Genomic DNA, 24,330 nt, shown 5'->3' with positions numbered 1-24,330 from the left:
GGGTTTATAAATCAGTTAGCTTATAACAGTCCGAAGTTCTATATTTTCCGACGTGGAAGGTTACTTCATTTTACCTTGTTGTTGTAGGATATTTGCATAAGGGTCATACTTTGAGATACACTCTTCTTTTATCCAGAAAATATAATAATAAGAAGATTAAACTCACACTGCACAATTTAACGAACGGTTGATAACCATTTCCCAGAAACTGCTCCAGGCCAAAAGACAACGAATGGATAATCGAACTGAAATCAACAATTGAAAATATGATATAAGCCAAGATCGAATTCATCCCATAGATTTTGAGCCATGCAAAATAGTTTCCTTTGCCAAGATAATCGATGACGTAATAAAATAATGCCATCAAGATAAAACAGATGCCACTGCTGTAAAGTGTCATCGAACTCGTCCATATTTTCTTAATAATGGGCATCTGCAATCCCCACAAAAGACCGACGGCAAGCTGTAAAATCCCGAAACCCAACAGCCATACGGCCTTGTTAATTTTCGTGATTTTGCTACTTCTTAAAATATGTCCTGCGAAAACACCGGTCATTACAGTGACGCCGAAATTAAGACTGCTCAATAGCCAGGTGTATCGGTAATTTCCAAAATCCAGTCGTCCTTCGGTCAGCTTAACCCCATCTCTAAACCTGCCTAAAATCGTCCGGTCCAGGTATTCTGCAAAATTTCCGTCAGGCGTAAAATTGCCTCTTCCATATCCGTTTGCCCCCACAAATGTCATAACCCCCCAATACGCTAGTAGCAGTGCCGCGGTAACGATAAGCTGCCCGCGGACATCCAGATTAATCAGTAAGATGGCCGAAATGAGATACCCCATGGCAATAGCCTGCAAGGTATTCGAATAAAGATAGATTTTACTGAAGTCCAGCGCCAACAGATTTCCCTGGCATATCATTCCAAAAAACCACAGTAGCAATACACGTTTCAAGATTCGTTTATACAGGAACTTTTTACTGCCTTCATGGAGGTGTTTATGAAACGCGAATGGCATGGACACTCCTGCCATAAACATAAATAACGGCATAATCAGATCCCAGAAAACGAATCCCTCCCACTGCACATGCCTGAACTGCGTCATTGCCGTGTTCAGTATGTCATTATCCAGGGCCCTGGCTAACGAAGACAGCACAGGCTGGAAGAACACCAGGCAAAATAAATCAAATCCCCGAAGAATGTCCAACGATTCTAAGCGGTTGCTCACTCGATTCATAACATAGCGGGTCTAATTGGGAAGGTAAAGATGCACATTTTTATGCATTGTATACAACCTTGGTTTCTTCCCATCCCACACGGTAACCGGACTGGACTCATTGTTTTCCACCAACGGATTATTCGGATACTTCTCCCAGTTTATCAAGTCTTCGGATACCGCTACGTTGGAATTCCAGTAAACGGGGCTCCCCCCTTTGTTCCAGTCCGGATTTGAGGTAGCGTGGTAATACATATAATACTTCCCGTCAAATTCAACGATTTGATTCGCGGCAACCGCCCCCTTATCATACTCCTTAGGTCCCGGAATCAGTACCGGCTCATCCTGGATGTTACGCCAATGCAGCTTATCTACTGAAGTAGCTACCCAAATGGCGGAATCTTCCCGTTCGTAGAACAAGTGCCAGGTGCCCTCTTTACTAAACACCACCGGCGTTCCGTACGGTTCAGGTATGGTGTCTCCCTTTGTGGACTGTATGATTAAACTGCCTTTGGATTCCCATCGAATCCCATCCGTAGAAGTCAACAGATGGGCAACATCATTCTCTCCCTCCGCAAACATGTAGTACAAACCCTCGTCTTTCAGCACAAAGACATCTTCGGTCCATTTTTCCCGATAAATCGGGTTCTTTGGATACCTTTCCCAATTTATTCCATCATCTGAGACGGCATACCCCAGGAATTTAACCGCTGAACTATCCGAATTATATCCTGTATACCACATTTTGTACTGCCCCTCATCGTGTATAATAAATCCACGTTCCCGGATTTCCTTATCCCACGTGGAGGAATCCGTTCCGGAAAACAATGAAGAATCGGAGTATGCGGTAAACGTGACCACCTCGGGTGGAAACCGCTGATATGTGTTGCCGGATGGGTTAGTTCCGCAGTTGGTAAAAAGGAATAACCCCACCATCAAACCACACCAATTCACTTGAACGTTCGACATACTTAACTTACGTTTATATCAATTTTGTAGGGGAAATCCCCAGCTTATTGCACCATATTTCAAATTCACCAAATAATCCATCTAAGGCCGCAACGTCACTTTTTGTCAGTTCATCTCGCCGCACTCTGCTGTTTATCTGAATGGGCAGTCCGCGTTTTCGAAGGAAATACTTCGCACTTAACGGATAGTTCAGCGACACAATTTTCTCAGCCCGTATCAATTCCTGTTGCATGTACACGAGCTGTGCCGACTTATCCGGTTTGTGGGCATGCTTACATATCCATGCAAATATTTCAGGGAAAAAATTGCCCGCTATCGGAGACAAGCCGTTTCCGCCGGCTTGTACGAAAGGAACCGCCGTTCCCGAATGCGCATTAAACACTTTGTAAGGTCCTCCCTTGCTTATTTCGATCTTTTGGGTCAACTGCTCAATATTTTCGGAAGTATCTTTATGGTAGGTAAATCTTTTTGTGTCATTAAGCGTTTGGAATGCCGATGCATCAAGAAGCCGCTTGTAAGGCGAAGGACATTCATAGGTACCCAACGGAATGCCCGGAGTCCGATCAACCAGCGTGAGCACATTGTCAAGGAAAACCGGTGTTTCCTGTTCTTTGTCAGCAAAGTGACTGGTAATCAACACAACGGCATCTACGCCGGTTTCCATCGTTTGTTTTGTACACCGGATTTTATCTTCCAGATTTCCACCGAAAGAGCCCGCAGCAACAACCGGAATATCGCTTCGGGAATGTTTCACCGTTATCGCAGTGATAGTCAGTTGCTCCTGCGGAGTCAGCTCATACATCTCACTGCTCAGGCAATTCGCGAAGAGTCCCCCTGCGCCCGATTTCCTGTAAAATTCGATCAGCTTTTCCAAGCCATAGGTATCCAAAGACAGGTCCTGACGGAAAGGTGTCAGCATAACCGGAACCAACACAGGTTCAACGGTACGGGGCATCGGCAATGACTCCTTGTTCATGCCAGCCAGTCCGGTTAAGCCCAATGCAAATGACCCTTTTAGGAAGGTTCGCCTCGAACAAGCACCGTTAACAGTGTTACTCACCATCAATCTTCTTTGTCCCACCAAAGCCGTGTGATATAATTGTCTGCGCCCTGCCTTGCAACCGCTTCTTTATAATGGTCGGTGTTCAGCACGGCTTCATTTTCTGGATACCTCAATCTTCTGGGAAACAGACCTCCCGTTTCGTTGTCGGGGTAATTAACCGGAATTAGTTTCGGATAACCCGATCTTCTTACGTTTGCAAACGCTTCATATCCGTTCATGAATGTCGCTGCCCAGTATTGGGTATTGATCTGCTCCAGCGCGGCTTGCAGATCCTGTACTCCCACAAATGGATTTTCCGCCAAATACGCATTGATTTCAGTATCGGAAATAAGCGCCGATGCATCATAAATGCTCAGGTTCTTCATGGCTGACCGCACGCCGGCTTGATAATATTCCGCTGGATTTCCGGTTACCCAGCCTCGGATGGAGGCCTCAGCGAGCAATAGTGCGGTTTCTCCATGCGTAATAAACATCCGTGGGCCATCCAGCTTCCCATATACATCCCTGTTGATACCGGAATATTGGTGCTCCTGCCCGGCCGCATTCGGGTCGTAGCTGGGGTCAGCTTCCAACGTATTCCGATCCAATCCATTCGGAAGTCCTTTTTGAAGAGCAGGATCCGTATTCTTTGTACTTACATCGGTTGGGTCTGTATAGACCGCTACCGTATGTTTTAACCTTGGATCGTTGTGATTTTTCAGGAAATCGAAAAAGGTTTTACTGATTTTTCCCGGATCGCGGGTAGACACACTCAGTACCCAGCTATCGGCGTTGCTGAGTGCTTCAATTGTTCCACTGGGGTCTGTACCCTTGATAAACAAATTATCGTCATTTGATTCAAAAACACCACCATTGTACGCTTTTTGCACCCAAGACCTGGCGCTTTCGGGCTCCACTTTCGACAACCGCATTCCCAACCGCAGCATCATCGAATAACCGAGCTTTTTCCATTTCTGGATATCTCCGTTGTAGACGATGTCGCCAACGGGATACCGCGGCATATCCGGATTCAACTTAGCCGTCGCATCCTCCAGTTCAGCCAGCATATCCTCATAAATCGCCTTCTGTGCGTCGTATTTAGGTTTGTAAATATGCTGGTATAAAGCCAAACCGGCTTCCGAGTAAGGAACATCTCCATACATATCTGTGAGCCGATGAAAGACAACAGTCTTCCAGATCCTACTCATTTGCAATAGGTTGTTGTATTCAGCCATCTCCTGCGTATTCTGTATGATATCCTGCAACAACTTCACGATTTCATACGAGGCGAACCACAGGGCCTCGTTATTGCCTTTGTGATATACATATTTATCCCCATGGAAATTAAATATCCCTACATTGCTCAACGAAGCAAAATGCTGAACGAACCCTTCGCCGTAATAGAGGCTGGTATTCACTTCGCCTTCATACTTCGCTGTTTGAAGTTGTGCTGACGCTAATAGATAAGCGGGATTAAACCTGTCGCCGGTTACTGCATTCGGATCTTTGTTCAGGTTTTCAAATCCTTTGTCACAGGCTGCCAATAAGACAATAAAAAATAAAGATGCGATACCTGCTTTATATGTTCTCATGATCACTTAATTTAAAACTTGACATTTAAATTGAACCCAAAACTGCGGGTGGGAGGCAGGGCTGAATTTGCATAACCCTGTGCGTTTCCGGCGCTGAAATTTGTTTCAGGATCCATACCCGGCGTATGCTTCAGGAGAATCAGCGCATTGTTGCCGACAAACGACAGGCTTGCCCCCTTGAGGTATCCAATCTTATTACAAAGCCGTTGGGGAAGGTTATAGGTCAACGCAAAATTACGGAGTTTGATGAAACTTGCATCGTAGAGGTAATCGTCCAACGCATCTCTTCGCCGGACGACGATCGCCCGGTTGTTTACCCGATCTGCAGACACATGCACAGTATTGACCTGGCCGTCTTCGGTAACGCCATCTAAGGTAGCCCCATCGGCCCTTCCCAAGAGCGAACCCCAAGACATTCCTCTGTGATCCAAGTCATAATTCAGTCCGGAATATATTTTGGCATCGAACTTTGAGTCGATCAAGAAAGAAAGCGCAAAAGATTTGTAGCTGAACGTATTGGTAAGGCCTACGGTATATTTATGGATACCAGAGCCAAAAGGCACCACATCCACGGGCACAATAGGCAACCCCGTAGCATCAATGATATCTTGGCCTGCTTCATTCTTCAACACCGTTCGTCCCACAATTTGCGAGTACTCCATTCCTTCGATATGCTTTATCCAGCCCCGCGTTACGGTTTCCAGCACAAGCTCTTTTGATGCATTGGATATTTTCAGCACTTTGCTTTTATTGTACGCAAAATTAGCCGCCACATCCCACCTCAGATTCCCTTGGTTCAGCGGCTTTCCCGTAAGTAAAAGCTCCCACCCTTTATTCTCTATTTCACCGACATTTACCGACATCCCTTGATAGCCACTTGTCGAGGAAATCGTTTCAATGGCAATATCGTTGGTTGTTAATTTATGATACCATGCCATATCCAGGCCCAGTCGGTTATTAAACATTTTCATGTCCAATCCCACTTCAAACTCACTTACACTCAGTGGCCGCAGATTCTCATTCGGTACATTCTCCTGATTTATTTTTCCCAGTGATTTGCCGTTATACGAGTAAGACTGCAACCCATAGGTAAGGTTCAGCAGGTAAGGGTCGGTATCTCCACCCACGGATGCATAAGCCACCCGTAGTTTACCGAAATTAATTTGGGAAGGTAATTCAAGCGCCTCGGAGAATACAAAGCTAATACCGGCCGATGGATAAAAATAATTATTCGATTTGGGATTGAGGGTCGAAAACCAGTCGTTTCTTCCCGTGAGGTTCAGGTAAAGGAAGTCTTTGTACCCAAATTCAGTGGTGGCAAACAACGAGTTGATCTTTTTCCGATAGAGTTCCGTAATCGTCTGACGATCGGACGTATTGTTGATCACATGTAACTGCGGAACAACAAAGCCAAACGCATCCACATCCGTGGTACCTCTTTTCTGCGACATGAGGTTACCTCCGGCATTCACGGTGATTGAATAGTCACTCCATTTCTTATCGATGCCGATAATTCCTTCGAAGTTCCGCTCCCAAAAGGAGATAGTCCGCTGTTGTATTTCACCGTTTTTAAGAAAGCCCGTTCCGTCGGGGATGATATTCGTGTTGGTCACACCATAATAATCCTGCCCAACCCTACCCTGTACATAGAGCCAGTCTACTATTTCCCAGCGTATGTTGGCCGTCGTCAGGTATCGATCCTTATCAGAGCTGTTCCTCATCCTGTTTAACACAAAATAGGGGTTTGTCGCATTCAGGTCTGTTCCCAGTGTTTTCTCCTGAAAATTTTCGTCATACCCCGGAGACAGTGCTTCGGTGGGCATGTTACTGTTTACCCAAAGAATGGTGCTTGTCATGCTTGCGCGCCCACCTGAAGTAATCAGGCGATTGTTTGCTTTTTCTTTGACGTAGTCAATATTGGCTCCGATGGTAACTTTTTTTGTCAGATTTTGTTGCAAACCCAAACTGAGGTTGTTCCGTTGAAGCTTCGAATTATCGACAATCGCATTGTTCCTTAAATTGGTATACGAGATACGGAAAGATCCATTTTCATTTCCTTTGCTGAAAGAAACATTGTTATTTATCGTGCTGCCTACTTGATAGAAGTCTTCGAGCACGTTATTTTTCACAAAGGAATAGGGCCTTTCCACGCCATCCAGCTGTATCGTCATCTTCCCGTCGTATCTTTCACCCCAGTGATTTTGGCCGTGGTTGGCTGCATCCTGCATGCTTGCCGGACGGAAGCCACCGTAACCCTGCCCGTATTCATCCTGGATTTCCCATAGAAAATAAGGCACCTCAAAGGTGGTATTGGAGTTGACACTGATTCCGACCCCTTGTTGGTCTTTCCCAGATTTGGTCACAATAATAATCGCTCCGTTCTTTGCCCTGGAACCGTACAGTGCTGCTGCGGTTGCGCCTTTCAGCACCGATATCTCTTCGATATCGTCCGGATTTATGCTCGACATATTGTCGCCCCAGTCCGGGGACACTGTATTCGTAGTACCGAACTGCGAATTATCCATCGGCATGCCGTTGATAATATACAGCGGCTGGTTATCACCCGAAATGGAAGTATTCCCTCGGATCGTTACCCGGCTTGAGCCTCCAGGCCCATTTCCTGTGCTTACTACGTTAACACCCGCCACCCGACCACTGAGCGAATTAGCAAAATTTACATTTTTATTTTTTTCAAACTCATCCCCATCGAGCTTGGTCACCGCATATGCCAACGCCTTTGATTCTTTTCTAATGCCGAGGGCCGTAACTACGACCTCATCCAGGTTTTGGTTTGCTTCCGTTAGCGTAATAGCCAGGTAGTCCTGTCCGGTATAGGTGGCTTCGTACGCCTCGTATCCAACGTAAGACACGATCAAAGTAACCGGTTGTGTCGGAACGTTGAGTTCAAACTCTCCTTTACCATTACTGCGCGTGGCTGCATTGCTTCCTTTTACGTTGATTGAAACCCCTTCCAACGGCTCGGATTTGGCATTGTGGACGCTGCCCCTCACCCGGTATTCCTGTTCAGGAAACCCTCCATACGTTGGCTGTTCGCGAGAACGCCGCACATTTGCGTTTGCGGTAAAAAAAACCAGCAAGAAAACACTAGCAAAAGAAAGTCCGACACCCGGCAGGAATCTCCGCATATAGGCCGCTTTTTTTAAAATCATCATAATTTGGATTCGTAAATTGTAAAATTGGTATACAAACATCCCCTTAATAAGCGGCTGATTCTTATACGATTTTGTCGGATTATTTTCAGAAGTTATCTTATTAATTCTGACGTCACAATCCAGGAATAGTTGACTTTTATACTTTTACGAAAATCCGGTTGCGGTAGAGGAAATAAAGCAACAGCCAAACGAGAGCTAAGGATCCTATTGCGTTAAATACAGGATGCCACTTTTCATCAAAATTCATGTATACACCTTCAAACAGCAGTTTGGAAGTATAATCGAAAGAAATGAAACGATAGGCCAGGTATACGACGATGGAGTTTTTGCCGACGACCTCAAAGAAGAAGCACCACCTTCGGTAGCCAAGTATATCAATAACCCCATAGAATAAAACCAGCATGAAAAATGCCATTCCGCCCGTTAGCAAAATAAAAGAGCTGGACCACATATGTTTATTGACCGGGAAGCTCAAACCCCATATGAGGCCCACCACCACAAGGATGGCACCGTAGCTGCAAAGGTAGATGACCTTCGATTTTTCAAGCATACGGGCGTCGCGCAGCACGTCGCCCGCGATCGTTCCCAAAAGAGGTAGGCAGGCAGCCGGAAATGTGGTGAGCAACGCATTTTCATCATAGATTCCCTGTAATAAAATCCCCGGCATAAAGGTACGGTCAACCCATCCGATGAGGTTGCCTTCAAACGAAAGGTCACCGGCTCCAAATCCGGGAACGGGGATCAGAAAAACGGCCGCGTAATAGGCCAACAAGATGCCGGAAACCCAGGCCAAGCGGGCCTTTGCTCCGAAGTTCAAATACAAAATGGCAGCTATGAGCGTGGTGATACCGATACGCCCCAGCACAGTTCCGTACCGAATATTGGAAGGATGGAACACGTCTAACGGGATGTTCTTGTCAATAATTCCCAATAGGAATAAGATAACGAACCGGTTGAACACTTTTTTATACAGTGCCGTTTTCGAAATTCCCTTTTCCAGTCCGGATTGCAGGGAAAAAGACAGCGAGGTACCAGCGATGAACAGGAACAACGGAAAGATAAAATCATAAAAGGTAAAACCATTCCAAGCCGGATGCGTGAGCTGTGTCGCCAGCCAGTCTATCCATTTTATACCCGTCAATCCATGCAACCGCTCTATGAATGCGCCTCCACCAGCAATTAACAGCATATCGAATCCTCTCAGCGCATCAATAGACAATACTCTTTTGCCCCCGAAAGCCGATTTTTCCCCGCTCATAATTGATTTAGTCATGTTTTGGATTCGTTTCTATTCCAGGTCTGTCAACTCGTAAATAACGCTGCCGATGTTACCGCTGGGCATCTGTATATGAAGCAGCGAAGCGAGGGTAGAAGCGATATCTGTATTGTGAACCAACCGGTTCGTTTTCCCAGGCTGCACCCCCCAGCCCATCCAAACCAACGGAATATGTGCATCGTACGCATTCCAGTGACTATGGGAGGCGCCGGATATTGACCCCCATTTCCAACCGGATTGCACACTAAAAACGATGTCTCCCCCTCTTTTCAAGTGAAAGCCATTGATCATCATGCTTTTTATCGGCTCTGCCAAGGTGGCACTACCTAATTTTTTGGTTACAAAAGCATCGGTGATCCCCGGACTTTCCATCAGCAGCTCGGTAATCCGATCGGCGATTGCAGCTTTTGAAAGCCCCTGTCTGGAGATCGCCTTATTATTCAAATAAACCTGTTGATTCGTAGCTGCGATAATCGCCGAGTCAAGCCCATATTCAGCACGGATAACGGTTTGAATGGAGTCAAGCAAGTACTTTTCATTCATAAAACCAAAGGGGAGTTTATTTGCTGCCAAATATCCGGGCGATTGTGAAGCACCGTGGTCGGCAGTGATAAAAAACAGGTATTGATCTTTGCCAAAAGCGTTGTCTAAATAGGAAAAAAAGTCGGCCAAATCCCGATCGAGACGAAGGTAATTATCTTCTATTTCAATTGAGTTAGGGCCGAAGCGATGCCCAATGGCATCGGGCGATGAGAGGCTGACGGTCAATAGATCGGTGTCCGATCCTGTACCGAGTTGGCAGGCTTCAATGGCTTCCTTGGCAAATGCAAGCAACAAACTGTTTCCGAATGGTGTGTTGCTGATTCCTACGTCAAAACCGGTAACGGTATCGACCAGCTTGTGCGGGAATACCGGACGCCGCTCATTGGCAAATCTGGATTCGTAGGGCATGTCGTCTGGCGTGCTTTGGGTATATGAATCAATCGGGTATAGCGTTTCCCACCCTTGACTGAGGTATTTCTGCGGAACTCCCCGGCTGTTAAACGAAGTTACCCACTCCGGCAGTTCGTTCATATAATACGTACTGGTGATAAAACTGTTGTTGGATTTATCAAACCAGAATGCTGCATCGGCGGTATGGCCCGCCGGGAGAATAGCGGCTCGGTCTTTGATCGATATACCGATTACCTTGCTTCTGAAATTGGTAGCGATCTTCAGTTCGTCGCCAACCGTCGTCGTCAACAGGTTACGTGGGGACGCCTTGCCGCTTTTTGAATCGGTACCCACGGGTGACACATTTTCGTCTCCGACGCAATTGACCGAATATCCTTTTTCAAAATCGGGCCAATCGTTGCCAACGATACCATGAACTGCGGGCGTAGCGCCCGTAAAGATGGATGCGTGTCCGCAACCGGTGATGGTAGGCGCATAGCTGATCAGCGTCTGATCGCAACTGAACCCATCTTTCAACAATCGCTTGAAACCACCCTCACCGTAACGATCGTGGAAGCGATATAGGTAGTCCCAACGCATTTGGTCCACGACCATGCATATTACAATTTTCGGTCGCGGTACCGTTGTTTTGGCAGTGGCACCGATCGCTCCAATCCATAAAGCTCCAATTAAAATACTTATACTTTTCTTCATCCTGATAGGTGTTACTTATTGACGTTCCGGTACTCCGCTCGGCACCCGGTCAACCAATTTGTTAATCGTTCCTTCCTGTTTTATCAAATCGAATGCATCATAAAGCTCTCCGGTAGCCGTATATGCCTTAAACGAAAGCTTCTGGGGAGACACATCGACGACTTGAAATAATTGTGTATAGATGGCAGACCGATCCATCCAAGATTTTTTCTCCACATGGCTGCCGGTCATCTTGGGGCCGCTTACCGAAACCACATACATCGTTCCGGAGGATTTCCCCTTGCCATCCATCGGAATTTTACTCATGCCCCGTGCATAGGTATGGTCATGGCCCTGCAGCACAAGATCCACACCATATCGATCGAACAGCGGCTTAAACGTCTCACGCATCCGCTTATTATCCCGTGTTCCCTTCGGCGAATAGATGGGATGATGAAAGGTCACAACCGTCCAGGTGTTTGGGTTGTTCTTTAGAATACCATCTAACCACACGCGTTGGGCCTCCAGATACCGATCCGATTCTTCCGCCTGGTCCGAATTAAGGGATATAAATCTCACGCCCTGCACATCGACAAAATAACACGTTTCCTCCAATCCTTTGGGACCATTTAACGGCAAGTTAAACTGCGGCCTCCAAAAGACCGATGCCGCCCTTTCCCCGTTCGGCAGGTTAAAGTGGTCGTGATTGCCAGGCGAAGGAAGGCCGGGTATCATACTGTGTATAAATCCTCCTGCTTCAAACCAGTCTTCCCATTCTTCATCCCGATTTGCGCGGTTGATGATATCACCGGCGTAAAGCTGCAGCCTGGCATTCGGCGCTTTAGCAAACGCTTCTCGTATAACCCGCGACCAAAGCGACCGGATATTTACCTGCACATCTCCGAAATAAATAAACTGAAACGTATCCGTCTGCTTATCACTGGCCGTCACAAAATGAAACCATTCACTCCAATGTTTCCCCTGACCGACGCGATACGCATATTTTGTATTGGGAATGAGGCCATCAAATGTCAGTGAATGATAATTGGAAGAAACGGTATCTCCCAAACTCACAAATTCGGTTTCTGCCTTTTTCCGGATCGCCTTATCCACAAACCGGGGATCCGCATCGGCGATTGCGATTTCTGCAAAGCTTTCCTTAACCTGATCGGCCGTTTGCCAATTAATTGCTACCGAAGAAGTTAAATCTTCGGTTACATTTAAGATGATACGCCTTGGCACGGAATCCGTCCGTTCCGGACCAGCGACTTGCGAAAAACCGGTGCTAACTGCCGAAAAAAGACAACTTACTATAATAAAACAATACGCAACTATTTTTTGATCGTTGAATAGGGGAATATATTCTCGGCTTTTCTCGCTCATTTGCTATAAAGGTAACTGTTTAACTTATAATTGATACACCCAAAGATATCTTATTAAACCATTCCGCTTCTATAGCAAATTGGCTGGGTATTATAGGATGTTAGCGCTTTTTTAGCCGCACTAACTGGAATTTACTGAGTTGCGCATCGCGGGTTCGGTAATAAAAGAATTCTGGTGTCAAGCGGCTGACACGGTAACCCACAAAAGAAGCTACCGGCTCCACCTCGTAGTCACGCGGTATTTCGTTCAGCCGCTCCGTGCTTACGGCAAGCAGGCTGCCGTCGTTTAGGGTTTCCCATTGCTCACCGGAGCGAATGGCTCGTAATGGCATTTCACACCGGAAACCGAGCGTAAAATTTTCTATTTCTTGGTCGAGCACATAGATACGGTCCGGATGACTTTCGCCTGTAAGATTAGCATTGATGAAACGCCCCATCTGATCACCGCTTTGGTAGCTTAACAGTCCCGGATACAGGTATGCCCCATAAAAGATTCCAATTAACAGGCCCACCGCATAGCTTACAAAAAGTGTATGATTTGCTGAAATCCGACGCCCATAAACCAACGTCGCTCCTCCCACCCCTGCAATACCGATCGCAAACATCCACCAGTTGTCATCGTGGAACAGGAAGACCAACGTGCATAGCAGGATCACGATTAACAAGCCCGAATACCATTGTACGCGGTGTATGACACCGTTCAGCGCCAATCGGTCCATACCAGCCAGGAGCTGGGCCACCCAGATACTCATCAGTGGAAAGAGTGCGTTGAGGTAGTGCGGCAGCTGGAATTGCGATGCGGAAAACAGCAAAAGGGTAATCAGTATACTGCCCCACAACAATGGATGCCCGATTGCCGGCTTTCTTTTGGCAACGGAAAAATAGACGGCAAAGGGCACTAACAGCGACCCTGGCAGAAACGCCCATAGCAGGGTATGCAGGTAAAAAAAAGGGTCGCCGTGGCCCGTTATGGGCCCCGAATTAAAGAAGCGGCCGAACTGACTGTCCCAAAAAAAGAAACGGATACCGGACACGTGAGTCCGTCCGAATACTTCTGCCATTGGCCTGACATCAAACTGATAGTATAGGCAATACAGTTCCGGCAGGATAAAGACCAACAGCAGCGCCACGGCCAGGTACCATCGATAGTTGAGGAACTGCCGCCATTCTTTCCGGACGAGCCACAGAACCATGAAACCACTGCCGATAATAATCAACACAAAAATCCCTTTGGTCATCACCGCCATAGCTGTCCACAATGTGCCCATCAGGAGCTGGCTGAATGCGTTGCCACGGTAGGTACGGTAAAAATGATAGATTGCGGCAACGATCATTCCCGTCAGGTACGGCTCGGCATTCACGGCTGAATTGCATAATAGCAAATGTAAGGCACTGAGGTAAATCAGCACAGCTATGCGCGCCACGTTCCTGCCATGCAACCTGCGGGCGAGCAGATAGGTATACCATAACCCGATAAGCCAAAAAATAAATGCGGGTAGCTTGTAGGCAAAATCCGTGATACCAAACACCCGATAGCTTAAAGCCGTACACCAAAAAGGGAAATGCGGTTTATCCAGCCAATCAAAACCATGAAGGGTGAGAAACTCAAAATTAGCATTTAATACCATGTTTTTTGCGATAAGCGCATAAAGTGCGCCATCAATCATCATTACGCCGGTAAAAAGACCGATTCCATTCACGGCGATACCGATGACACATAGAAGCAAAAAAACACGTTTATTTAACATCGACGATCTGAATGACTATGGATCATGCAATCGGGGATAAAGTTATCAATGATATTTGCTTTTCTCAAATCGGCTGGCTATATTTGATCGACCAACTAAAGAACAACTAAAAATCAGCAGTGATATTATTCATGTTTAGCTATATACCATGCAGGTACTTTCTTGCTACTTTCTTCGGAGTGAATCCAAGGTGAGTCCGACATGAGTCCGAGGTGAGTCCGACTTTTTACTGCAAATACCTGGACTCATCACGGATACACCACAGCTTCTCTTTTAATTCATGACGAAGAAGGTACTGACCAGATATAGTCCGATTACGAATACGGTAGGGAGCGAAGCGAAAAAATAAGACGATCAGGCTAAACGAGCTAGCTAAACTACGAATTTCAAACAAAAAAACAAAATCTACGTTATGGCAACACAAGACAAAAACGGAAAAATCCGAGGTAAAATCAATAACATCGTCTATCGGGAATTGGGCGATAAACAGGTTTTGCAAATCGCCCCGGCCCGTGTAAAGCAAACCTATGCCACTAAGCTGAACGCCCTGGAATTCGGATTGGCTAGTGCACAGGCAAAAGTATTCCGTAATTTCTTCAGCGGCTTATATGAGGAAGCTGACGGCAAAATGGCGGCCAGGTTAACAGCTGCTGTGGCAGCCTGCATCCGTGCCTCGGAAAGGGATATCGGCGACCGGAATCTACACGACGTCAATCTGGACCCATTGAAAGGCTTTTCGTTTAACACGGCTGCACCATTCGAAAAGCTGGTTGCGGTGCGGCCAAGTTTCAGTGTAGGTCCCAATGGCCGATTCGAATTTAGCCTCCCCTCTTTCAATGTAATGAAGGACATCCACTATCCACCGGGTTACGTGCGGTACCATCCCAGCTTTCTGATCGCCATCACTGCTTTTCACTTCCTTGAGGAATACGCCCGGATCATTGACAAAGAGGTGTTCGATTTCAAAAACATCGACCAACAAGCGGAAATTAATTGGTCAAGCAGCCGGCGATTGCCCAAAGGTGCCATTGTTATCGTTACATTTTCTTTACGCTACCTCTCTGCCAACTGGGCGGGGCGACGGGTACAGATAACGGACAAAGCATTTTATCCCACCATCATACTGGAAGCATTCCACGTGACAGACGAGATGGCTGTCCTGGGAAAAAAAGCGGGTTTTGCTATCTCGACCAGCTACATTGCTGAGTTCGGCAACAACACTAACAACATCCTGAAAGACATCCAACGATTTAAAGAAAAAATGGCGAAAAAGAAAAAATAAACGTTCTACTTCATACCAACGAATGGACATCGAAGCAAGAATGGAAGATTAATCCCTAAAGCGCCGAACCCTAGCCAGTCCTGCTCCCACCAGCGAGATCACCAACGTACCCACCACAATAATCATATTCGCGTGCAAGGGGTATTTCAGGTAATCGTATTGCTCGGGTATCAGATACGAAAACGTCATCCACAGGATCGCCAATACTCCCGCGATCACGGCAATAATTGCATCGCTGTTGCGGGCGTGTTTACTGATGATCCCTAATAGGAATAAACCCAGCATGCCGCCGGCGAAGATCCCGGAAAGTTCCCACCAAACATCCAAAATACTTTTTACGCCGATCATACTTATCCCGGTAATGATACCTAACACTCCAAACACAGCCGTGGCGACAAACAAGACGCGTAACGTTTGCGAGCCGGAGCTATCCGGGCGTATATATCGCCTATAAATATCCTCGGTAAATACGGTAGCGGAAGCATTCATACCGGAACTGATGGTGCTCATAGCCGCGGCCATAATTGCAGAAATAACAAGCCCAAGCAACCCCACAGGTATCATATTAACCATAAAATGAGGCATAATCTTATCTCCATAGTCCGCAGGCACCAAGGTAGATGCAAACCGCTGTATCTCGTCGGAAGACGTACCTACGGGCAAACGTTCCGCTGCGGCCTGCAATCGGATGGTTTCGGTTAATTCCGGATGTTGATCATAATAAGCATATAAGCCCGTGCCGATGACAAAAAACAACAGGGAGATGGGAATATACAGCTTCACGCAGAGCCATACAGATTTTGCAGCTTCCTTGGCTGAAGGTGCTGTATGATACCGTTGCACATAATTCTGGTCCATTCCGAAGTTATTCAGGTTGATGAAGAAACCATAAAGTAATATCACCCAAAAGGAGGACCCGACAAAATCCGGGGCAAAACTGCCTAAACTGAATTTCTGGTCGGCCATCCCGATATCGAGAACCGCGGCTGCACCGCCCGCTACGTTGGCAAGGATTAGGTATAGAATCAATAAACCACCAAAAGTTAGTAAAATTCCCTGAGCGACCTCAGTCCAAATAACGGCTTCCATGCCGCCGAGTACCGTATAAACAACGATGCATATACCCGTTACTACCATAATAGTCGTCATGTCGTAACCCGTTAGCGCCTGCAGACTCAGGGCGATTCCAAAAAAAATGGATCCCATGCGCGCAAGTTGCGTCAACAGAAAACAGACCATTGCATATGTACGTGCCCACGGCCCGAAGCGGTGTTCCAAATGGGTATATGCAGACACCCCACCTGCTGTGCGATAAAACGGTACAAAATATTTCACGGCCACCCAAGCGGCCAAGGGCATTGACAGACTAAAGACCAAGGAATTCCAGTTACTACCAAATGCCTTACCTGGAACACCGAGAAACGTGTTACTACTGAGAAACGTCGCATACAACGATATCCCCACTGCCCATCCGGGAATCATCCCTGAGGCCTTGGTAAATTGATCAGCACTTTTGTTTTTCCGTGAAAACCACACGCCAACCAGCACCATGGCTAGCAGGTACGCAATAATGACGGCAATATCAATAAGGGGAAGGTTCTTCATGGAAACAAATATAATCGCTCGGGAAGATAATTCATTCTACTATTTTTGCGGCTGCCTATAGGATGTTGCCTTTTCTTGGAGGCTTCCTAGCGTTTGATAGCGTTGATAGAGCGTTGCATATACAGCCACACGATCCGGGCGTGGCCGAAATTCGTGTTCAAATCCGGAAGACATGGCTTCCTGAGCGGCATCGATGGAGGGATGTACACCTGCCACCACCGCGGCATACATCGCCGCCCCCAAAGCGCAGGATTGTTCGGTTTTTACGGTCCTGATGGGCCGTCCCAGCACGTCGGCTAATACCTGCATCACATACGGTGATTTTTTTGCAATGCCCCCGGTGGCAATGATTTCGCGCACGGGTATACCTTCTGCCTCAAAACGATCGACGATGGCTTTTGAGCCGAATGCTGTAGCTTCCACCAGTGCCTTGAATAAACGTGGCGCATCCGTTCCCAAGGTAATGCCAGTGAGCCAGCCGTTCAGTGCCGGATTGACATCGGGCGTACGCCGCCCATTGATCCAGTCGAGCGCCACTTCGTCTACGTCGGTTACCGGAAGTGCTTCGGCCTCTCGGTTCAAGGTTGCCAAAATGCGACTGACGAGTCCATGTTGTTCTTCTTGATTAAGCGAGTCGCTAAGCAATGTGGTGACGGGATAAGTCACCAAACGGGCAAACCACTGGTATAAGTCGCCAAAGGCAGATTGTCCCGCTTCAAACCCGAGCATTCCGGGCACAATAGAACCATCAACCTGGCCGCAGATTCCGTTTACCAATGAGTTGACCTGCCTTTCAACGGGTGCCACCAGCATGTCGCAGGTTGAGGTACCGACGACTTTCACCAGTGAATATGGACGGATGGCGGCACCCACGGCTCCCATGTGCGCATCGATTGCACCTACACCGACAACGACGTCCTCGGGCAGTCCGGTGCGCTTGGCCCATTCGGGCGATATCGTACCAACGGCGATATCTGAGGTATAAGTTTGCTGGTACAGTCGGCTACGGATATCTTTCAGGCAGGGATCCAATGCCGTAAGAAATGCTTCTGAGGGAAGCCCTCCGAAGTCTTCGTGCCATAGGGCCTTATGGCCCGCCGCACATCGGCCGCGCTTCATGGTTAATACATCATCGTGGCCACAAAGCAGATGAGGTATCCAATCGCAATGTTCCATCCAAGAATAAGCGTGCTGGGCCACTTCGGGATCGGTACGGAAGATATGCAGCATTTTGGCCCAAAACCATTCCGACGAATAGCTACCTCCGGAGTACATCGTGTAATCGGTTTCCCACCGATGCGCGAGCTGATTGATTTCGTCGGCTTCGGCAATGGCCGTATGGTCTTTCCATAGAATGAACATCGCATTCGGGTTTTCCGCAAATTCGGGATGCAAGGCCAACGGTGTGCCGTTGCGGTCTACCGCAACGGGTGTAGAGCCAGTCGTATCGACAGATAACCCGCGAATACGGCTCACTGTATCGCCCGGAATGCCGGACAGCACTTCCCGGATAGCAGCTTCCATCGCCTCGATGTGGTCTAATGGATGCTGCCGGAACTGTGACAGCCGGCTATTGCAATAAAGTCCGTCGTTCCAGCGGGGATAGCTACGTACCGCGCTCTTTTGTTCCTCACCTGTGGCGGCATCTACCAACAACGCACGTACGGAATCGGTACCAAAATCCAGTCCGATCACCCAATTTTCACCCGCCTTGCTCATTCGCCTGAACAGTTTACATCGCCACAGAAATGTACGTTGATCCCGAGCTCATCCAGTGCAGCAGCCTTGACGCGGCAGGCTTGGTGAGCGGCCTGCTCGTCGGGCGCATACACCACGTGTATGTGGTTGGCGGCATGACGTGCCATCAGTTGATCGCGATCAACGCCATGAAGCACCGCATGCATGATGGGCCATTCCGGTGAGGTCGACTGCCACCGCCGTTGCGTTTCCGCTTCCGGTAGGCTTACCGCCCTGCCTACGCCGAGATCGGCCTGCAGCCGCCCGTCTTTTACGTAGATACGGCTCCAGACGATTGGCCCCGGCTTGCTTACCCCACGTAGCGTGCCCCCTCCGAGCCGGAAATACATAGGTGATTGCCGCCAGCTGCTTGCCGATGCATAGCCCTCTTCAAAATGGGACGCAGGTACCGCTCCAGATATCAGGAATACCCACACAAAATCATCGATGTCACCATCCGTATAGTGTTCGCCCCAGCGGATATCGTGCAGGGTATTCTCACCGCTCATTCCCAGTTCTCTCCACAGCCGGTATGTTACCAGTGCGTCGATGCCTGCACATTCATCCACTTCGTTGAAATGGGGAATTGCTTCTCCGGCAAAAAGCTCCGCTCCGTTTTCCGAATAGACGGGCGGCCGCTCCTGATTATTGAGCAGCCCTTCCACGAGGTCGCTGGCTACGGTCAGATCTTTCAGCCCCTGCTGATATTGGATGCCGATGGTATCGCACCCAAACTCAGCCGCAATGCGTACAGCGGCAATGTACATTTTGCACTGATCGACGGTTTGCCTTCGGGTGAGTTCGGTTTCCTCGTCTTCACCCCATTTAAATGTCATTCCTCGATCTATCAACCATTGCAATACGGCCTCCGCTTCGGTATCGTCGACCGTGCGTATCCGGGCATAGAGTGCCGATTGGCTGAGCCGCTCTTTAAACAGGCCGGTGGCATGAAGCAAGTCGTCGGGCACAATGGCATTGTACATGCCCATGCAACCCTCGTCGAAAACGCCCATGATCGCTTTCGCCGTACGGAGTCGACGCGCAAAAGAACGGCCGGCATCTTCATCGGCAGTCGGAATCTTCACCAGCTCAAAAGGTTTCACATGCCGAAGGTCATGCTTGATCGAGCCTTTTTCCAACCATTCGCAGAGGCCATTGTTAAAGAAGTCGTCGGTGAAATCCACACTCCATAGGGTACTATAAGATACATTGGCCTTGATAAGCGAACCATTCAGATTAAGCATACCTACCAAACCGGGCCACTGGCCGCTCCAGTTGGCCACCGTAAGGACAGGCCCCCGGTGCGTGGTAAGGCCGGCCAGCACATGGTGTGTATACTGCCACACACTTTCGGCGACAATCAGCGGGGCATCGGGCGGAATATTTTTAAATACGTCAATGCCCATCCGCTGGGAGTCAATAAACCCATGCTGTTTCACAGCGTCGTAGGCGTGTGCCCGTTTGAGATGCCAGCCCTGCCTTGCTACCGCTGCGGCCAACTGCGCCTCCATCGCTTCCTGCGCCTGCCAACACAACTGGTTGGCTGCCAGTCGCAAATCACCGCTTGCCACCAGCCAAATTTCTTTTTTACTATCGATATTATCCATGGTCTATTGGTTTACAAAAAGTGGTGGCCGAAATTTGCTCATCGGCACGGTACAAAAATGTAGTGAAAGGATGGGTGATTATTGGAACTTATTGCCTTCTTATTGTACAATCTTATCATTTCTTTGGAGATCGGTTTTCTATTACATAATTTAGTACTCACGATGGGAATAAAATATTCCATGTGAGGAGTCAAACGAATTATAAACCCTTCCTTTTCCGGCCGAAAGAAAAGGAAAAACAATGATTATGAACTATGAAACCGCTTTTTCATAAGGTACCGACTCAGATTCAATCGTCATTCAGTGCACGGCACGACGTGCAGCCAAACTTTGGATCGCTGTGGCATTACCATCCGGAATTGGAGCTTCACCACGTTATTCGGGGTAAAGGTGTACGTTTCATCGGTGATAATATCGGCAACTTTTCGGAGGGCGAAGTATTGCTGCTGGGCAGTAATCTTCCACATATGTGGCAATGCAATGAAGAGTACTATCAAAACCATCCGGACCGCAAAGTGGAGGCAATTGTCATCCATTTTCTTCCCGACTGCCTGGGCCGGGATTTCCTGAACTTACCGGAAACGTACCTCATTCCCAAATTATTTGAGAAGGCGCGTAAAGGGATGAAATTCAACGGGAGGAGCCGGGATAAGCTAGTCGATCTGATGCATAAGGCTACGGTTGCTACCGACATGGAACGATTGATCATCCTCCTGTCCATTCTTAAAACCATCGCGGAATCGGAAGAGTACACGCCGATGGCTTCAGCTCATGCATTTTATAAATCCAATGAAATCGATGCGGTACGTATTAACAAGGTCTGCACCTATACGTTGAGTAATTATAAAAAGGAAATTAGCCTGGAGGAAATTGCTTCGATTGCCAACCTCAGTGTTACTTCATTTTGTCGTTATTTCAAGCTGATGACCAAAAAAACGTTTTATGATTTCCTTATAGAAATACGCATCAGCCACGCGTGCAGACTTTTGGTGGAGGATATCTTGCCCACAGAAGTTATCTGCTTTGAATGCGGATTCAACAATGTATCAAACTTCTATCGTCACTTTAAGAAAGTGACTGATATGACTCCGCTGGAATACAAGAAGAAATACCTTTTTAACCGGCAGTTACCTGCCGTGGGGTGATCGACTTTCGGTAGTCAACTATCAGTTATCGGCAGTCGTTATTGGCAGACGGCCGATAGTTGACAGTTGATAGCTATTAAGTATCAATCTTTGCGTATTTGGCGTTTCGCTCGATAAATTCACGCCTCGGCGCCACTTCATCGCCCATGAGCATGGAGAAGATGCGATCACATTCAGCTGCATTCTCAATGGTTACCTGACGGAGTGTTCGGGTTTCTGGATTCATCGTGGTATCCCAAAGTTGTTCGGCGTTCATTTCACCGAGACCTTTATAACGCTGTACGTGCACGCTGTCCTCCTTGCCCGCCCCTTTGAGCCGTTGTATCGCTGCATCCCGTTGGTCGTCGTTCCATGCATACTGCTGCTCCTTCCCTTTCTTAACTAAATATAAGGGAGGTGTAGCGATGTACACATATCCATTTTCAATGAGTTCCTTCATATACCGGAAATAGAACGTAAGAATCAGCGTCGTAATGTGGGACCCGTCCACATCGGCGTCTGTCATGATGATCACCCGGTGGTAGCGCAGTTTATCGAGGTTCAATGCCTTGGCGTCGTCTTCGGTACCGATACTTACGCCGAGGGCTGTAAACATATTTTTTATTTCCTCATTTTCGTAGATTTTGTGCTCCATGGCTTTTTCTACGTTGAGGATTTTACCACGAAGCGGCAGTATGGCTTGAAACTCGCGATCACGGCCCTGCTTGGCCGTGCCACCGGCCGAGTCCCCTTCCACCAAGTATATTTCGCATTTGGTTGGATCGTTGTTGGAGCAGTCAGCCAATTTTCCGGGCAAACCGCTTCCGCCCATCACATTTTTGCGTTGCACCATGTCACGGGCTTTCCGTGCCGCCGCCCGCGCCTGCGCAGCGATGATCACTTTCTGCACGATGGTTTTGGCCTCCTTCGGGTTTTCTTCGAGGTAATTGGAAAGGATTTCGCCGACAGCCATATCCACGGCACCCATCACTTCGTTATTTCCCAGCTTAGTCTTGGTCTGGCCTTCGAATTGCGGTTCAGCTACCTTAACCGAAATCACTGCGGTAAGCCCCTCGCGGAAGTCGTCGCCCGTGATCTCGACTTTCATATTCTTAAGCAAACCCGATTTATCTGCATACGCTTTCAGCGTGCGGGTCAACCCCCTACGGAAACCGGCTACGTGTGTACCGCCTTCGATGGTGTTAATATTGTTTACGTATGAGTGCACATTCTCGGAGTACGTGTCGTTATATTGCAACGCCAGTTCAACGGGAATTCCCTGTTTGATGCCTTCCACGTGTATGGGCTCGGGAATGAGCGGTTGGCGGGTACCGTCGAGGTATTTGACAAACTCCTTTAGCCCCCCTTCTGAAAAGAACACGTCACTCAACAGCGCCCCATCTGCCTGCTCCTCCCGCTCGTCTGTGAGTGTGAGCCGTATTCCTTTGTTAAGGAAAGCCAATTCCCGGAGGCGGCTGGCCAAGGTGTCGTAGTTATAAACGGTGGTTGTGGTAAAAATTTCCGGATCGGGGTGAAACGTCACCTTGGTACCGGTGCGACTACTCTCTCCTACCGCCTTCACATCGTATTGCGGTTTTCCCTGGCGGTATTCCTGCATGAACACCTTTCCCTCGTTGTGCACTTCTGCTATCAGTACCGTAGACAGCGCGTTGACGCAGGATACCCCCACACCGTGCAAACCGCCGGAAACTTTATACGTGTCTTTGTCAAATTTGCCGCCTGCGTGGAGTACGGTCATTACAAGCTCCAGCGCCGACTTGTTTTCTTTCTTATTGATGCCGGTAGGGATACCCCGACCGTTATCTTCTACGGTAATTGCGTTGTCTTTGTGAATAATAACCTGGATATCGTCGCAGTAACCGGCAACCGCCTCGTCGATTGAATTATCCACCACTTCATATACCAAGTGATGTAATCCCTTGACCCCGGTATCACCGATATACATGGAAGGCCGTTTGCGAACGGCCTCCAATCCCTCCAATACCTGTATGTTATCTGCTGTATAGGTTGATTTATTCTTGTTTTCTTCGCTCATTACTGTTGTTAAATTCGGTGCCCAAAGATACAAAATTTGTCGGAGAAATGAAATAGATTTGGCACGCCATTACGTACACGGATAACATGAATCAGCGGATTACCGAAGACTTGCCACAGACAGCGGGCAAAGAACCATGTATCGGAAAATCGGCAGCTATCAGCCGTTTCCGTATCAACGGTGTTTCGTCAATCTTTCGTAATTTTTAGTGCGGAAAATTGGGATTTTTATAGTAGGTTTGCGCTTTGTATGAGAAAAATGATCACAAAAACCATGAACAATGCATTCGCCTTTTTCGCAAAGGCAGGGATATGTGTGTTGCTGGCAGCTGCTGTGGCGTCCTGCAACAACCAAGGAACGAAGCCTACTGCTGCCACCGTCGGTGGCGACTCCACCCAAGCAAATATTGAAAAAATCGTCTATGTAAACGCGGATACGCTACTTGAAAAATACGAATATTTCAAAGATATACGGGTAAAACTGGAGGAAAAGGCGAAGAAAGCACAGGCTGACCTTCAGTCGCGGAGCAACGCGTTCCAACGCGAGGTGGCCGACTACCAACAGAAGGCGCCGACCATGAGCGCAGCCGACCGGCAAAGCACCGAAGAGCGGCTGGCGCGTAAACAGGATGAATTGGCACGCCACAATCAGAATGCCAGCGCATCGTTTGCCCAGGAAGAAGCTTCTGAAAACGAAAAACTCTATTCCAGAATCACCGAATATTTGAAAAAGCACGCCAAGGAAAATGGATACAAATTGGTATTGACCTACTCGACATCCAATCCCGCGGTATTGTATGCAGATGAGAGTTTGGAAATCACCGATGAGGTGCTCGCTGCGTTGAATTCGGAATACGCTAAAGAAAAAAAGTAGATTCGCCACGAAACACCAACTAATC

General features: G+C 47.8%; 16 protein-coding genes. 3 read left to right on the top strand and 13 right to left on the bottom strand.

Annotated features, from left to right (window positions below; translation table 11 throughout):
• Positions 1–103: 103 nt before the first annotated feature.
• The 9 genes from BMZ56_RS19275 to BMZ56_RS19235 form a co-directional block, all read right to left on the bottom strand.
• The gene (locus tag BMZ56_RS19275; RefSeq protein ID WP_090629521.1) at positions 104–1,234 is read right to left on the bottom strand and encodes an acyltransferase family protein; all 1,131 of its coding nucleotides are present in this window, start codon (positions 1,232–1,234) and stop codon (positions 104–106) included.
• 12 nt (positions 1,235–1,246) lie between these two features.
• On the bottom strand, positions 1,247–2,182 hold the full coding sequence (locus tag BMZ56_RS19270) for a glycoside hydrolase family protein (RefSeq protein ID WP_090629518.1): 936 nt from the start codon (positions 2,180–2,182) through the stop codon (positions 1,247–1,249).
• A 13-nt stretch (positions 2,183–2,195) separates the two neighbouring features.
• Positions 2,196–3,245: a dihydrodipicolinate synthase family protein gene (locus tag BMZ56_RS19265; RefSeq protein WP_090629515.1), complete on the bottom strand. Its 1,050-nt coding sequence runs from the start codon at positions 3,243–3,245 to the stop codon at positions 2,196–2,198.
• Positions 3,245–4,816: a SusD/RagB family nutrient-binding outer membrane lipoprotein gene (locus BMZ56_RS19260; protein WP_090629512.1), complete on the bottom strand. Its 1,572-nt coding sequence runs from the start codon at positions 4,814–4,816 to the stop codon at positions 3,245–3,247. The genes BMZ56_RS19265 and BMZ56_RS19260 overlap by 1 nt, the downstream gene beginning before the upstream one ends.
• Before the next feature lie 11 nt (positions 4,817–4,827).
• Positions 4,828–7,989: a SusC/RagA family TonB-linked outer membrane protein gene (locus BMZ56_RS19255; RefSeq protein ID WP_177195217.1), complete on the bottom strand. Its 3,162-nt coding sequence runs from the start codon at positions 7,987–7,989 to the stop codon at positions 4,828–4,830.
• A gap of 136 nt (positions 7,990–8,125) precedes the next feature.
• A complete protein-coding gene (locus tag BMZ56_RS19250) occupies positions 8,126–9,262 on the bottom strand; it encodes an acyltransferase family protein (RefSeq protein ID WP_090629507.1) in 1,137 nt (378 codons plus the stop codon).
• Between the two features lie 15 nt (positions 9,263–9,277).
• Positions 9,278–10,912 (bottom strand): alkaline phosphatase PafA, encoded by a 1,635-nt coding sequence (pafA, locus tag BMZ56_RS19245; RefSeq protein WP_090629505.1) that lies wholly within the window; start codon positions 10,910–10,912, stop codon positions 9,278–9,280.
• Positions 10,913–10,927: 15 nt separating this feature from the next.
• The gene (locus BMZ56_RS19240) at positions 10,928–12,274 is read right to left on the bottom strand and encodes a purple acid phosphatase family protein (protein ID WP_090629501.1); all 1,347 of its coding nucleotides are present in this window, start codon (positions 12,272–12,274) and stop codon (positions 10,928–10,930) included.
• 100 nt (positions 12,275–12,374) lie between these two features.
• Positions 12,375–14,021, bottom strand: a complete 1,647-nt coding sequence (locus BMZ56_RS19235; protein ID WP_090629498.1) for an ArnT family glycosyltransferase — start codon at positions 14,019–14,021, stop codon at positions 12,375–12,377.
• Positions 14,022–14,433: 412 nt separating this feature from the next.
• Between BMZ56_RS19235 and BMZ56_RS19230 the strand changes: the two genes are divergently transcribed.
• The gene (locus BMZ56_RS19230) at positions 14,434–15,303 is read left to right on the top strand and encodes a hypothetical protein (protein ID WP_090629496.1); all 870 of its coding nucleotides are present in this window, start codon (positions 14,434–14,436) and stop codon (positions 15,301–15,303) included.
• 48 nt (positions 15,304–15,351) lie between these two features.
• Here the strand turns inward: BMZ56_RS19230 and BMZ56_RS19225 are convergent, their stop codons facing one another.
• From BMZ56_RS19225 to BMZ56_RS19215, 3 genes are read right to left on the bottom strand one after another with little or no spacing between them, the layout of a single operon-like run.
• The gene (locus BMZ56_RS19225) at positions 15,352–16,908 is read right to left on the bottom strand and encodes a sodium:solute symporter family protein (protein ID WP_090629493.1); all 1,557 of its coding nucleotides are present in this window, start codon (positions 16,906–16,908) and stop codon (positions 15,352–15,354) included.
• Between the two features lie 39 nt (positions 16,909–16,947).
• Positions 16,948–18,627 carry a ribulokinase gene (locus tag BMZ56_RS19220; RefSeq protein ID WP_090629490.1) on the bottom strand — a complete coding sequence of 560 codons (1,680 nt, stop codon included), beginning with the start codon at positions 18,625–18,627 and terminating at the stop codon, positions 16,948–16,950.
• Positions 18,624–20,252 (bottom strand): fucose isomerase, encoded by a 1,629-nt coding sequence (locus tag BMZ56_RS19215; RefSeq protein ID WP_090629488.1) that lies wholly within the window; start codon positions 20,250–20,252, stop codon positions 18,624–18,626. The genes BMZ56_RS19220 and BMZ56_RS19215 overlap by 4 nt, the downstream gene beginning before the upstream one ends.
• A 254-nt stretch (positions 20,253–20,506) precedes the next feature.
• Here BMZ56_RS19215 and BMZ56_RS19210 point away from each other — a divergent pair, with 254 nt between their 5' ends.
• Positions 20,507–21,397, top strand: coding sequence for an AraC family transcriptional regulator (locus tag BMZ56_RS19210; RefSeq protein ID WP_090629485.1), 891 nt, complete (start codon positions 20,507–20,509; stop codon positions 21,395–21,397).
• A gap of 76 nt (positions 21,398–21,473) precedes the next feature.
• On the opposite strand, the gene gyrB is transcribed toward BMZ56_RS19210, so the two are convergent.
• On the bottom strand, positions 21,474–23,432 hold the full coding sequence (gene gyrB / locus BMZ56_RS19205; protein ID WP_090629484.1) for a DNA topoisomerase (ATP-hydrolyzing) subunit B: 1,959 nt from the start codon (positions 23,430–23,432) through the stop codon (positions 21,474–21,476).
• A gap of 273 nt (positions 23,433–23,705) precedes the next feature.
• Between gyrB and BMZ56_RS19200 the strand changes: the two genes are divergently transcribed.
• The gene (locus tag BMZ56_RS19200; RefSeq protein ID WP_090629932.1) at positions 23,706–24,305 is read left to right on the top strand and encodes an OmpH/Skp family outer membrane protein; all 600 of its coding nucleotides are present in this window, start codon (positions 23,706–23,708) and stop codon (positions 24,303–24,305) included.
• The last annotated feature ends 25 nt before the right edge of the window (positions 24,306–24,330 follow it).

Origin of the sequence: Parapedobacter indicus, from assembly GCF_900113765.1 — a bacterium.
Lineage (GTDB): Bacteria > Bacteroidota > Bacteroidia > Sphingobacteriales > Sphingobacteriaceae > Parapedobacter > Parapedobacter indicus.
This window is presented reverse-complemented; position numbering and strand designations above follow the sequence as displayed.